At 54.3% G+C, this 13,204-nt stretch carries 16 protein-coding genes; all 16 read left to right on the top strand.

What is annotated here, in order from left to right:
* Positions 1 to 88 precede the first annotated feature (88 nt).
* The 16 genes from P159_RS0111290 (at position 89) to P159_RS0111215 (ending at position 13,204) form a co-directional block, all read left to right on the top strand.
* Positions 89 to 1,168, top strand: a complete 1,080-nt coding sequence (locus P159_RS0111290) for a Xaa-Pro peptidase family protein (protein WP_029544123.1) — start codon at positions 89 to 91, stop codon at positions 1,166 to 1,168.
* 69 nt (positions 1,169 to 1,237) lie between these two features.
* A complete protein-coding gene (gene efp / locus P159_RS0111285) occupies positions 1,238 to 1,795 on the top strand; it encodes an elongation factor P (RefSeq protein ID WP_029544121.1) in 558 nt (185 codons plus the stop codon).
* 193 nt (positions 1,796 to 1,988) lie between these two features.
* Complete coding sequence (locus P159_RS0111280) at positions 1,989 to 2,390, top strand: Asp23/Gls24 family envelope stress response protein (protein ID WP_029544120.1); 402 nt, start codon at positions 1,989 to 1,991, stop codon at positions 2,388 to 2,390.
* 39 nt (positions 2,391 to 2,429) lie between these two features.
* Complete coding sequence (gene amaP, locus P159_RS0111275) at positions 2,430 to 2,999, top strand: alkaline shock response membrane anchor protein AmaP (RefSeq protein ID WP_029544118.1); 570 nt, start codon at positions 2,430 to 2,432, stop codon at positions 2,997 to 2,999.
* Positions 3,000 to 3,013: 14 nt separating this feature from the next.
* Positions 3,014 to 3,307 carry a DUF2273 domain-containing protein gene (locus P159_RS0111270; RefSeq protein ID WP_051650318.1) on the top strand — a complete coding sequence of 98 codons (294 nt, stop codon included), beginning with the start codon at positions 3,014 to 3,016 and terminating at the stop codon, positions 3,305 to 3,307.
* 11 nt (positions 3,308 to 3,318) lie between these two features.
* Positions 3,319 to 3,759, top strand: a complete 441-nt coding sequence (nusB, locus tag P159_RS0111265; RefSeq protein WP_029544115.1) for a transcription antitermination factor NusB — start codon at positions 3,319 to 3,321, stop codon at positions 3,757 to 3,759.
* 79 nt (positions 3,760 to 3,838) lie between these two features.
* On the top strand, positions 3,839 to 5,041 hold the full coding sequence (xseA, locus tag P159_RS0111260) for an exodeoxyribonuclease VII large subunit (protein WP_029544113.1): 1,203 nt from the start codon (positions 3,839 to 3,841) through the stop codon (positions 5,039 to 5,041).
* Between the two features lie 5 nt (positions 5,042 to 5,046).
* A complete protein-coding gene (xseB, locus tag P159_RS0111255) occupies positions 5,047 to 5,286 on the top strand; it encodes an exodeoxyribonuclease VII small subunit (RefSeq protein ID WP_029544111.1) in 240 nt (79 codons plus the stop codon).
* A 1-nt stretch (position 5,287) separates the two neighbouring features.
* Positions 5,288 to 6,163 carry a polyprenyl synthetase family protein gene (locus P159_RS0111250; protein WP_029544110.1) on the top strand — a complete coding sequence of 292 codons (876 nt, stop codon included), beginning with the start codon at positions 5,288 to 5,290 and terminating at the stop codon, positions 6,161 to 6,163.
* 14 nt (positions 6,164 to 6,177) lie between these two features.
* On the top strand, positions 6,178 to 8,061 hold the full coding sequence (gene dxs, locus P159_RS0111245) for a 1-deoxy-D-xylulose-5-phosphate synthase (protein WP_029544108.1): 1,884 nt from the start codon (positions 6,178 to 6,180) through the stop codon (positions 8,059 to 8,061).
* Positions 8,062 to 8,075: 14 nt separating this feature from the next.
* The gene (locus P159_RS0111240) at positions 8,076 to 8,885 is read left to right on the top strand and encodes a TlyA family RNA methyltransferase (protein WP_029544107.1); all 810 of its coding nucleotides are present in this window, start codon (positions 8,076 to 8,078) and stop codon (positions 8,883 to 8,885) included.
* Positions 8,886 to 8,916: 31 nt separating this feature from the next.
* Entirely contained in the window at positions 8,917 to 9,768 is an 852-nt protein-coding gene (locus P159_RS0111235; RefSeq protein ID WP_029544105.1) for an NAD(+)/NADH kinase, read from the top strand.
* Between the two features lie 21 nt (positions 9,769 to 9,789).
* Positions 9,790 to 10,239 (top strand): arginine repressor, encoded by a 450-nt coding sequence (gene argR / locus P159_RS0111230; protein WP_029544104.1) that lies wholly within the window; start codon positions 9,790 to 9,792, stop codon positions 10,237 to 10,239.
* A 47-nt stretch (positions 10,240 to 10,286) separates the two neighbouring features.
* Positions 10,287 to 11,999 carry a DNA repair protein RecN gene (gene recN / locus P159_RS0111225; RefSeq protein ID WP_029544102.1) on the top strand — a complete coding sequence of 571 codons (1,713 nt, stop codon included), beginning with the start codon at positions 10,287 to 10,289 and terminating at the stop codon, positions 11,997 to 11,999.
* Between the two features lie 19 nt (positions 12,000 to 12,018).
* On the top strand, positions 12,019 to 12,561 hold the full coding sequence (locus tag P159_RS0111220; RefSeq protein WP_029544100.1) for an NUDIX hydrolase: 543 nt from the start codon (positions 12,019 to 12,021) through the stop codon (positions 12,559 to 12,561).
* Positions 12,562 to 12,577: 16 nt separating this feature from the next.
* Entirely contained in the window at positions 12,578 to 13,204 is a 627-nt protein-coding gene (locus P159_RS0111215; RefSeq protein WP_029544098.1) for a site-2 protease family protein, read from the top strand.

Raw genomic sequence — 13,204 nt, 5'->3', positions numbered from 1 at the left:
CAAAGCCAGCGACAAGACTTGAAAGTCTGTGTTATAATATTTTGTATGTCAATATATTGGATGAACTACATGGAAAGAGGTAATTTTTATGATAAAGAGCCGTCTTGAAGCTGTGCGTGCCTTGTTGGCCGAACAGGGAGTGGATGCCGTGGTGGTTACGAAGTACGTGAATCTCCATTACTTCAGCGGCTTTCGTGGTGATGATACTACGCTGGTGATTTCCCGTGACAAGGCGGCCCTTATCACGGATAACCGTTACACCGAGCAGGCCGGCTTGCAGGCACCGCTCTTTGAAATCGTAGAGCAGCAGGACGGCCTGCTGTCCAAGACGGCAGAAGTGGTGAAGTCCTTCGGCTGCAGGAAGGTTGCTTTCGAGGGCAATGCCCTTATTTACGATGATTTCCAGAAACTTACAGAATTGCTGGAAGGAGTAGAGTTCAGGACGGCTCTGCATCTGGATAAACTGCGGGAGATCAAGGATGCGGAGGAGATTTCTTATATCCGCAAGGGCTGTGAGATTGCTGACAAGGCTTTTGCCGAGGTGCTTTCTTTTATCCGTCCCGGTGTCACGGAACTGGCTGTGGCGGCCCGGCTGGAGAATGCCATGCGGGAAAACGGCTCTGAGAAGCCTTCATTCACTACCATTGTGGCCTCCGGACTGCGTGGCAGCCTGCCCCATGGCACTGCTACGGACAAGGTGATAGAGGCAGGGGAGCTTGTCACCATGGATTTCGGCGGCATGTACCAGGGCTATTGCTCTGATATTACCCGTACTATCTGCGTTGGCCCTGCCAGCGAAAAGCAGCGCTTTATCTACAGCAAGGTGCTGGAGGCGCAGAAGATGGCACTGACCCTTATCAAGCCTGGTGCTGCCGGCAAGGCGGTGGACCAGGCCGTACGTGAGGCTCTGGACAAAGACGACCTGGGAAAATACTTCGGCCATGGGCTGGGACACAGCCTGGGGCTGGAAATCCACGAGTCGCCGCGCCTTTCCAAGAAGAGTACCTGCAATGACCTGCGTCCCGGCATGCTGGTTACCGATGAGCCGGGAGTATATATTCCGGGTTGGGGCGGCCTGCGCATTGAGGATACGGTGCTGGTGACTGAGAATGGCAGCGAGGCTTTGACCCGTGCCAATAAGGAATTTATAGAAATACCGTTGAATTAACGGGAAAAATATTTTATAATAGGTAACATCACTGTAGCATATCGCTAAAAATTTGGAGGGCGTAAGTTAATGATTAACAGTACTGATTTCCGCACGGGCCTGACCATCGAGATTGATGGCGGTGTCTGGCAGATTGTAGATTTCCAGCATGTGAAGCCGGGCAAGGGCGCAGCCTTCGTTCGCACCAAGATCAAGAACGTTGAGACTGGCGCTGTGGTTGAGCGCACTTTCAACCCCAACGAGAAGATGCCTGCTGCTCATCTGGAGAACCGCAACATGCAGTTCCTCTATGAGGCTGATGGCATGTATACTTTCATGGACATGGAGTCCTATGAGCAGTCCGAGCTCAACAAGGAGCAGCTGGGCGATGCACTGAACTACCTCATGGAGAACATGGAAGTTACCCTCCAGTCCTTCAAGGGCCGCATCATCGGCATCAGCCTGCCGAACTCTGTCAACCTGAAGGTTGTGGAGTGCGAGCCCAGCGTCAAGGGCAATACTGCCACCGGCGCTACCAAGATGGCCAAAGTTGAGACTGGCTACGAGGTTCGTGTGCCCCTGTTCGTTAACGAGGGTGACACCCTCCGCATTGATACCCGTACGGGCAACTACATCGAGCGCGCTTAAAGAAATCAGCTGCCGTATCATCAGGGCATGGTACGGCAGTTTTTATGTAACAACACGTTTTTTCTGGTGCTCCTGCAACTAGTTTCATGCCATAGAAGGAAATTTTATCAGCTGTATAGAATAGATAGTAAAGTAAGTATTTTTATGCATTAAACATACGAAGCCACTCTAAAGGCTCAAGGAGGTTTTCAACATGGCAAACGAAAAGGAAATTGTGCGGAAAGATAATTCTCTGGGCTCCATTCGCATTGCTGATGAAGTAGTCAGCATCATTGCCGGCCTGGCTGCCACTGAGGTGGAGGGCATTGCCGGCATGAGCGGCGGCATCGCTGGCGGCATTGCCGAGATGCTGGGCCGCAGGAATTTTGCCAAGGGCGTGAAGGTTGAGGTGGGCGAGAAGGAAGCTGCCGTTGACCTCTACATTATCGTGAAATATGGTGTGCGTATACCCGATGTAGCTCTGGCTGCCCAGGAGAATGTGAAACAGGCCATTGAGACCATGACGGGCCTTTCCGTGGTGGAAGTGAACATTCACGTCCAGGGAGTAGGTTTCCCGGAAGATGAGAACAAGCCTGAAGAAGTGCGGGTAAGATAACCGATTAAGGTTTTGACAAACTGAAGAGAGGCCTGATAGATGGGGATAATCAATCGCTTTTTCTTATTTGTTTTCGCGCTTTTTCTGGTCATGCTCTCTTTGGCAGTGCTGGCAATGTGCCTGCAAATTGTGCCTGAACATTACTGGCTCAATGAACTTCGCTTTGCCCTGGGGCGGACTGAAACCATCGCGGTTTCGGCAGCTGCCTTTTTCCTCAGCCTGCATTTGATGTTGCTTTCCTTCAGCCGCCAGGCTCCCAAGACGGTTTCCCAAGGGGAACTGGTAATGGTGGAAAGCTCTATGGGGGAGGTAGGCGTAGCCCTGGATGCCGTGCGCGGTCTGGTGGACAAGCTGGTGCGTGATGTTCGGGGAGTTCGTGATGCCAAGGTGAAAGTCCGCTCTGCCCGGAAGGGGGAAGGGGAGCCTCTGTCTGTTTCCCTGGCTTTGATCATTGGTCAGGAAACCAATGTGGCAGAGGTGTCTGCTGCAGCTTCAGGTCTGGTAAGTGCTCGGCTGGAAAAGATCCTGGGTTACAGCCAGGTGCCAGTGGAAGTGCTGATCACGGACATCACCAATGCTGCCCCTGACAGGAAGCACCGTGTGGTTTAAGGCTGGTGAGGCGGATGAAAGCAAAGATACTTGAGGAGCTCCTGAGCCTGTGGGATAATCATCGTGGCGCCAGCCTGGGGCTTTTGGTGGGAGCAATGCTGGCCGTGGCCATGCTGATTTTTGGCTTTTGGCAGACATTGTTCGTGATTTTCATGGCACTGGCAGGTCTGTGGCTGGGCAATGAATACGACAGCAAGGCAGATGCCTGGCTGGACCTGAAGGAGACTCTGGCCCGCTTCCTGCCCGTGAGATACCAGCGCTTCAGGGGCAAAGATTATACGGATTACAGTTTTAGGAAAGAAAGGTAACGAAAGAAGATATGAGTCGTAGACAAGCAAGGGAAGTTGCTTTGCAAGCGCTTTTCCAGTTAGATTTCAATAGTCCTGATGTGGAAGAGCAGAAAGCAGCTTATGAAACCCTGGCCATTGATACAGCCTTGGGCGAGGCAGAGGGGGAGACCCTGACAAAGAAGGACCGCCAGTATATCGAGATGGTAGTGGCTGGTACCAGAAGCCAGCTGGGGGCCATTGATGAAATGCTCAGTGCCCATGCCAAAGGCTGGAAGCTGGGCCGCATGGCGGCAGTAGACCGCAATCTGGCGCGCCTGGCCGTATTCGAGATGTGCTTCGCAGAGGAAAAGCTGGCTCCCGGCATTGCTATCAATGAGGCAGTTGAGCTGGCCAAGAAGTTCGGCACAGATGAATCGGGACGCTACATCAATGGTATCCTGAATGCCCTGGTGAAAAAGCAGGCGGATTGAGTTTAGACTCCGGGAGGCCAGACCGCAGATTGCAGCCTGGCCTCTCTTTTGCGCTGCAAGTTCTTTAAGGGGGATAGTGATGGCAGTACACAGCGTCAGTGAGATAAACAGGTATATCAAGAACCTTATCGCTGGGGAGCTGCCCCTGCAGCACATGCTGGTAAGGGGAGAGATTTCCAATTTCAAGCAATATCCTTCCGGTCATTGCTACTTCACCCTGAAGGACAAGCTGTCGGCTTTGAAATGCGTCATGTTCAGGAGCTATGCCCAACATCTGCGCTTCCTGCCTGTCAACGGCCTGCAGGTCATTGCAGGAGGAAGCATGGCCGTCTATGAGCGTGACGGGGTCTATCAGCTTTATACTGAATCCCTTGTGCCTGAGGGTACTGGAGATTTGGCACTGGCTTTTGAGCAGCTCAAGGAGAAGCTTTCAGCTGAAGGGCTTTTTGCAGAAGCACATAAAAAGCCTCTGCCCAGATTCCCCAGGAAGATTGGTGTGGTGACCTCATTGGCAGGGGCTGTGCTCAGGGATATATACCATGTATCGTCCCGTCGCTGGCCCATGGTGCAGCTAGTGCTTTACCCTGTGCAGGTGCAGGGGGAGGGGGCAGCTGAGCAGATTGTCCAGGCTATAGAGTTCTTCAACCGCAGCTACCCTGTGGACACCCTGATTGTAGGACGTGGCGGCGGCTCCATGGAGGACTTGCAGGCTTTCAATGAGGAAATCGTAGTCAGGGCTGTCTTCGCCTCCCGGATTCCCGTGATTTCTGCGGTGGGCCATGAGACTGATTTCACCCTGATAGATTTTGTCAGCGACCAACGGGCCGCTACCCCCTCACAGGCGGCAGAACTGGCCGTGCCGGACAGGGAGGAATTGCAGAGATATCTGCTGATGCTTTCAGCCAGGCTCACTCGTGGGGCCGAAAGCGAGCTGGCAGACTGCAGGAAACGGCTTCTGCATCTCATGCAGCGTCCTGCCCTGAAGGAACCGCAGAAACTATTGGCCTCCAGGCGCCAAAGACTGGACATGGCTGTATTGAAACTGCAGCAGGGAACCAGGACGGCTATGACGGAGAAGCAGCATGGCCTGGAAGTGGCTATGGAGAAGCTTGAAATGCTTAGTCCCGTGCAGGTGCTCAGGCGCGGCTACGGCATAGTGGAGCAGGAGGGCAAGGTCCTTTCAAGCGTCAGGGAAGCTGCTGCAGGCAGCCTGATCAAGGTTACTTTGAAGGATGGTTCACTCAGTGCCAGGATTGAATCCCTCACTGGGCAGGAAGGATGATAGTTATGCCGAGAAAAAAAGAATTGCCCTTTGAGGAATCCCTCTCCCGGTTGGAAGAGATTGTAGAGGCTATGGAAAAGGGCGATATGAGCCTCAAGGATCTGATGGCAGCCTATTCCGAAGGAGTTACCCTATCCCAGTCCTGCCTGAAAGCCCTGGATCGGGCCGAGAAGGCCATGGACCTTATGGTGCAGGAAAATCAGGGAGAAATAGCAGAAGAAGAACTGGTCATAGAGGAGAAATAAAATGCTGAAGGAAATCTGGCAGGAACGTCTGCAGTTAGTTGAAGCACAGCTGGAAAAGGAATTGAAGGCCAATCCTTCCCTGGATGCCAAATTAGGAGCTGCCATGGAGTACAGCCTCATGGCAGGCGGCAAGAGGATGCGCCCCATGCTGCTTATGGCAGCTGCTGATGCCGTAGGCGGCAAAGGCACGGATTATCTTACGGCAGGCTGTGCCATGGAAATGATACATACATATTCCCTGATTCACGATGATCTGCCTGCCATGGATAACGATGACTATCGCCGGGGCAAGCTGACCAATCACAAGGTTTATGGAGACGGCATGGCCATTCTGGCAGGGGATGCCCTGCTGACCCTGGCCTTTGAGGTTGTCCTGCGGCAGGAAGCTGAGCCTTCCGTCAAGCTGGCAGTGCTGAAGGAGTTTGCCCTGGCTGCCGGCCAGAGCGGCATGGTGGGAGGCCAGGCCATGGATCTGGAAGCTGAGGGCCAAAAGATAGATATGGACACCCTCAAACGCCTTCACATGGGCAAGACGGGAGCACTCTTCCACGCCGCTATCCGCAGCGGTGCCATGCTGGCTGGGGCCTCGGAGGAGGAGCTTGCCGCCCTCACCACTTATGCAGACAAGTTCGGCCTGGCTTTCCAGATCACGGATGATATACTGGATGTGACCGGGGATGAAGCAGTCATCGGCAAGCCCGTGGGCAGTGATGAGCGCAACGACAAATCAACTTATGTGACCCTGACCTCACTGGATGAGGCCAGAAAGCTGGCTCAAGAAACGGTGGAGGGTGCTGTGGCGGCCCTGGCACCCCTGGGTGAGAAGGCAGGTTTCCTGCGGGAACTTGTAGAATACCTGCTGAAAAGAAATAAATGACAGGAAGTGCTTTTATGTATCCACTGCTTGATAAGCTAGGTCAGCCGGAGGATTTAAAGAAATACTCTCTCTTTGAGCTGGAAAATCTGGCTCAGGAAATCCGCCAGCTCATTACGGAAACCGTAGCTAAAAATGGCGGGCACCTGGCCCCCAGCCTGGGAACGGTGGAACTGACCCTGGCTCTTTACAGCGTCTTCAAATTCCCTCAGGACAAGCTCATTTGGGATGTGGGACACCAGGCCTATACACATAAGATCCTCACTGGCAGGAAGGACAGATTTTCCACCCTGCGGCAAAAGGGGGGCATTACAGGCTTTCCCAACAGGTTTGAATCTCCTTATGATGCCTTTGGCGTGGGTCACGCCAGCACTTCGATTTCCGCTGCCCTGGGCATGGCCATCTCACGTGATTTGAGCGGCCGCCGCAATAAGGTGATTGCGGTGATCGGGGATGGCGCCCTCACGGGGGGGGAGGCCTTCGAGGCCCTGAATCACGCAGGACAGTTGGGGCGGGACCTTATCGTCATCTTGAATGACAATGAAATGTCCATTGACAAGAACGTGGGGGCCATGAGCGAGTACCTTTCCCGCATACGTCTGGCCCCCCAGTACAAGCAGGCCAAGCACGATGTGGAGGAGCTTTTGTCAAGCATTCCCCGCATTGGCAGCAAAGTGCTGAAAACTGCCAACCAGATCAAGGATGGCATACGCTCCGTGCTGGTGCCAGGAGCCCTCTTTGAGGAAATGGGCTTCAGTTATCTGGGGCCTCTGGATGGACATAACATCAGCCTGCTTCAGGATGTGTTCAACAAGGTGCGGGAGATGAATGGTCTCCTGCTGATTCATGTGCATACCATGAAGGGAAAGGGGTACGCTCCTGCTGAAGACAATCCCGGCAAGTTCCACGGGGTGGGAAAATTTGACCTGGCCACGGGAGAAACGGCGAAAAAATCCGGGGGAGCACCTTCTTATACATCGGTATTCAGCAAAGCTCTGCTGGAACTGGCAGAGAAAAGGCCGGAACTGGTAGCCATCACAGCAGCTATGCCTTCCGGCACAGGTCTCAGCGCCTTCAAGGATGAATATCCCCGCAGGTTCCTGGATGTGGGCATAGCCGAGGAACATGCTGTGACTATGGCGGCAGGATTGGCAGCTGATGGCAAGCATCCAGTGGTGGCTCTCTATTCCACCTTTGCCCAGCGTGCCTATGACCAGCTGCTGCATGATGTGTGCCTGCAAAATCTGCCTGTGACCCTCTGCCTGGACAGGGCTGGGCTGGTAGGGGAGGATGGTCCTACTCATCACGGAGTCTTTGACCTTGCCTATCTGCGGCAGATGCCCAATATGACTGTCTTTGTTCCCAAGGATGAAAACGAGCTCAGGCAGATGCTGGGCAAGGCCGTTGCCATGGATACGCCCACGGCAGTACGTTACCCTCGCGGGGCAGGTCTGGGCGTGGAAATCCAGCAGGAATTTTCAGATGTGCCCCTGGGCAGGGCTGAGGTTATCTCTGAGGAGGGTGAGATTGCCTTCCTGGCGGTGGGAACCATGAACGAGGTGGCGGCTAAGGCTGCAGACCTGCTGTCAAAACAGGGGGTAAAGGCCGCACTGGTGAATATGCGGTTCGTCAAGCCTCTTGATGAGGAGCTCTTGTTGCAGCTGGGGCAAAGCAAGCAGCTGCTGGTAACTCTGGAAGAAAATGTGCTGGCCGGGGGCTTTGGCTCTGCTGTGGCCGAATTCCTGCTGGACAAGGATCTTGCCGCAGGTCTTATGCGTTTCGGCCTGCCTGACGCTTTTGTGGAGCAGGGCAGCCGCAAGGAACTCCTGGAGCTGGTGGGATTGACGCCAGAAGCTGTGGCTGAAAAGGTTCTGGCAAGAATACAGACTATTTCAAAGTGAGCAAGGAAAAGAAAATGCCAAAGGAAAGATTAGATATACTGCTGGTGGAAAAAGGCCTGGCGGGCAGCCGGGAACGAGCCAAGCGCATGATCATGGCGGGAGAAGTGCTGGTGGATGGCCAGAAGGTGGACAAAGCCGGTACTACCGTGAAGCGCGAAGCTGAAATAAGGCTTTTGGGAAATGACATTCCTTACGTAAGCCGCGGAGGACTCAAGCTGGCCAAGGCCATGGAGACTTTCGGCCTTTCCCTGACGGGAAAGGTGGCTGCTGATATCGGCGCTTCTACCGGAGGTTTCACGGACTGCATGCTGCAGAACGGCGCTGTGAAGGTCTACGCCATTGACGTGGGCTACGGACAGCTGGCCTGGAAGCTCAGGACGGATGAGCGGGTGGTGAACATGGAGCGCACCAACATCCGCAATGTGACCCTGGAAATGCTGGAAGGTCCTCTGGACTTTGCCTCCATCGATGTGGCCTTCATCTCCCTGACCAAGGTGTTGCCCGTGGCCTATGAGCTGCTTAAAGACGGTGGGGAGATAGCCGCCCTTATCAAGCCGCAGTTTGAAGCTGGCAAGGATAAGGTGGGCAAGAAAGGCGTGGTACGCGATCCTGCCATACATCTTGAAGTCGTGGAAAGGATTGTGACCTTCAGCAAGGAACTGGGTTTTGCCGTCCGGGGGCTTACTTTCTCCCCCGTCAAGGGGCCCGAGGGAAATATCGAGTATCTGGTCTGGCTGTTCAAGGGAGCAGCTGGGGGCCAGGAGATAGAAGAAAACCTGGCAGAGGAAGTCGTAAGGGAGGCTCACGCTGCCCTGGACAAGTAACAGGAACCCTGAAGGGGAGGGATTGGAGCCATTGATGAGAATAGCCGTCTTTCCAAATGTGGATAAGCCCGCTGCCGGTGAGGTACTGAAAAAAATCATTTCCTTTTACAGGGAAAGAGAGGCGGAGCTGATGCTCCCCTTGGACGAATCGAGGTTTTTTGGCCTGGAGGAGTACGGGGTAGCAGAGATAGAAAAGCAGAGGGCAGATATAGCTCTGAGCCTGGGGGGAGACGGCACCTTGCTGGGGGTATGCAGGCGCTATGGCAGCCACCAGGTGCCTGTCTGTGGCATCAATCTTGGCACCCTGGGATTTATGGCAGACATTGAGCTGGGAGAGCTGGAGGTTATGCTTCAGCGCATCCTGGAACGTGATTACCGCATTGAGCACAGACTCCTGCTGGCAGGTTATGTGGAGAGCGAGGGAGAAAGCCGCTTTTTGGGCCATGCCATCAATGACGTGGTGATAACCAAGGGGGGAGTAGCCCGCATGCTGCACCTGGGGCTGGCCATCAACAGGGTGCACCTGATAGACTACAAGGCCGACGGTATCATTGTTTCCTCACCTACGGGCTCCACAGCTTACTCACTGTCAGCAGGAGGACCTATCATGAGTCCCAGCATACCAGCCCTGCTGCTGACGCCCATCTGTGCGCATACCTTCAATATGCGGCCTCTGGTCATAGGCGAGGATGATGTGGTGCATATCAAGATTGCGGCAGTGCATCAGGATATACTGGTGACCTTTGACGGGCAGGAAAGCTTCCGCCTGCTGCCCGGGGATGAGGTCATGGTACGCAAGTCAAAGGTTCAGGCCAGTATAGTGAAGTTCCAAGACAAGGATTATTACCAGATCCTCAGAACCAAGCTCTGGAAGGAAAGCTGAACCAGCAAGAGGTGATTCGATATGAAGAGCAAGCGTCACGCAATAATCAAAGACATTATCGAAGCGCAGGCAGTGGAAACCCAGGAGGAACTGGCCGAAGCCCTGCGCAACAGGAATATACAGGTTACTCAGGCCACGGTGTCCAGGGACATCAAGGAAATGATGCTCATCAAGGTGCCCACGGAAAGCGGCCGCTATCGCTATGCAGCTCCGCCCCAGGAAAATGTGGTCTTCACCAAGGACCGCATGGCCAGGCTTTTCAGGGATAATGTGACGGGGGTTGACTCCAGCGAAAACCTGATTGTGGTCAAGACCCTGCCCGGCAGTGCCAGCATTGTGGCGGCAGGACTTGACCAGTCCCAGTGGCCTGAGGTCATTGGCACCATTGCCGGTGATGACAACATCCTGGTGGTCATCAAGCCCAAGGATGCCGTGCCTCAGGTGGTGAAACGACTGAGCCAGTATTTCTAAGAGCTGCAGAAAAATAGGCAAGAGATGCAAAAGGAGATATGCAGGGCATGCTGAAGACTTTGACAGTTTGGAACTTCGCTTTGCTGGAACACGTGCAGGTGGAATTTGGCGGCGGCCTTAATATCCTCACCGGTGAGACAGGCGCAGGCAAGTCCATTCTCATAGATGCACTGGGAGGAATCCTGGGCCAGAGGCTTTCAGGGGATATGATACGCACAGGATGTGACTGGCTGCGGATTGAGGCGGTGTTTTCCTTTGAGGAAGTTCCCGCAGAACTGAAGGCCTTTTTGGATAGTCAGGCCATAGATGCCGGTGAGGGGCAGGTCATCGTCACCCGCCAGCTGACCCGCGGAGGACGTGGCATGGTGCTGGTAAATGGCTGCCATGTGACCCTGACCGTGCTGAAGCAGCTGGGGACTCTCCTGGTGGATATACACGGACAGAACGAGAATCTGGCCCTCTTGAATGAAGCCAGCCAGTTCAGCCTGGTGGACGCTTTCCTGCCGGAGGTGCAGGAGTCTCTCAGTGATTACCGCGGGATTTACAATGAATGGCACAGCTGCCAGCAGAAGTGCAGGGAAAAGGAACAGGCTGCACGGGAGAATGCCCAGCGTCTGGATATGCTGCGGTGGCAGGATAAGGAAATCAGCGAAGCCCAGCTGAAAGAGGGGGAGGACGAGGAGCTGGAAGCAGAGATCCGCAAGCTCTCCCATGCCGAGAAAATCGCCACCCATGCCGAGGAGGCTTATGACCTCTTTGAGGGAGGCGGCAAATCGGGACTGGGCATACTTACGGCTATTTCCATGGTGAAAAAGCATCTGGCCGACATCAGCCGCTATGATGACAGCCTGGCCAATGCGCAGGGCATTGTGGAGGAAGCGGAAATCTCCCTGCAGGAAGCCGCTTACGAGCTGAGGGATTACGGCGAGTCCCTGGACTACAGCCCTGCAAGGCTTGACAAGCTGCAGTCCCGCATGGACCATATAGACAAACTTTGCCGAAAGTACGGCGCTACCGTAGCTGAGGTGCTTTCCCACCAGCAAAAGGTTCAGCAGGAACTGGCCGAAATCGAAAACTACGATGACGATATGGCGGCCCTGAAAGAACAGCTGGCAAAACTCCATGAGGAAATGGAGCAGAAGGCGGCTGCACTTACCAAGTTGCGCCAGAAATCTGCCGGCGAACTTTCCAGGGCTATAGGGGAGCAGCTGCTTTCCCTGGGCATGCCCAAAGCTATCTTCCGCATTGAGATAGGAGATGCTGGCAAATTCACCTCTTCCGGGGCGGATACAGTTTCTATGTTCTTTTCCGCCAATCCCGGGGAGACGGAAAAGCCCTTGCAGAAGGTGGCTTCCGGTGGCGAGCTGTCCCGCATCGCCCTGGCCATCAAGGCTGTGGCGGCGTCCCGTGACCAGGCTATTGGCAGCATGGTCTTCGATGAGATTGACACGGGCATCGGCGGGCGTACGGCCCAGATGGTGGCAGAGCGCATTGCTCTGGTGGCAAATTTCAAGCAGGTGCTCTGCATCACTCATCTGCCCCAGATTGCCTGCATGGCAGACCAGCACCTTTACATTGCCAAGAGTTCCGTGGGGCAGTCCACAGTTACTCAGGTGCGCCCCCTGTCGGAGCATGAGCGGGTCAGGGAAATTGCCCGCATGGCTTCCGGGGCAGACCTTACCACAGCTTCTCTGGACAATGCCAGGGAAATGGTGAACCACGCCCGGATGAAAAAGCAGCAGCTGGCTCATACAGCTTGAAACAACAGGAGGAAGAAAAATGGACGAAGCATTGATTGAAACAGGCATATCATCAGAGAACATATTTGACGGTAATCTCCTGCATGTGCGCAGGGATACGGTGAAGCTGCCCAATGGCAAGACAGCTACCCGGGAGTGGATCAAGCACCCCGGTGCTTCCTCAGTGATTCCCATGCTGGAGGATGGCTCTGTTATCCTGGTGAAGCAGTACCGCTATCCCGTGGGCAAGATCACTTTGGAAGTGCCTGCAGGCAAGCTGGACGCTCCGGATGAAGATCCGCTGGTCTGCGCCGAGCGTGAGCTTTCCGAGGAGACGGGCTATACTGCCGATAAGATTGAGAAGCTCACCACCATTGCCACCACGGTGGGGTTCTCCAATGAGTACATCCACCTCTACATCGCCACCGGCCTTCATTCCGGCAAGCAGCACACAGATGATGATGAATTCATCAATGTGGTGAAGGTGCCCCTTCAGGAAGCAGTGGCAATGGTTAATGATGGCAGGATTATTGATGCCAAGTCTGTGGTTTCCATTCTGATGGCAGCTGCCAGACAGGCTTGAAGCTAGGAGGTTTTCTATGTTTGATTTTAGCTGGCAGTCTATTGTCGCTGGCTTGCCAGGACTGATTATCGCCCTGGTGATACATGAGTACGCCCATGCAAGGGTGGCGGTAGCCATGGGGGATTTCACTCCCAAGATGATGGGGCGCCTGACCCTGAACCCCAGGGCACATATCGACCCCATTGGTCTCCTGATGCTCTTCCTGGTGCGCTTTGGCTGGGCCAAGCCCGTCATGATCAATCCCAGGAATTTCAAGGACCCCAAAAAGGGGGATATCCTGGTTTCTCTGGCAGGCCCTGGTGCCAATCTGCTGACTGCCTTTGCGGCCCTGGTGGTGTGGCTTCTGCTCATCAAGCTTGGCTACGGCCAGTCTACAGGGGTGAGCATGGTTTTCCAGCTCATAGTCATCTATAATATCAATTTTGCCATCTTCAATATGATACCGCTGCCGCCTTTGGACGGTTCCCATATCCTTAAGTATCTGCTGCCCTCTGACCTGGCTTATAAGTTCGTCCAGCTGGAGCGATACAGCTTCCTGATTCTCATTGTCCTCATTTGGACCCCCATCCTGCACATTATCTTTGTACCGGCGCAGCGCATTATCTGGGATATCTTCATAGCTGTGCTCAGCCCCTTCTTCTGA

The sequence above is a fragment of the Selenomonas sp. AB3002 genome, from assembly GCF_000702545.1.
Taxonomy (GTDB): domain Bacteria; phylum Bacillota; class Negativicutes; order Selenomonadales; family Selenomonadaceae; genus Selenomonas_B; species Selenomonas_B ruminantium_A.
This window is presented reverse-complemented; position numbering and strand designations above follow the sequence as displayed.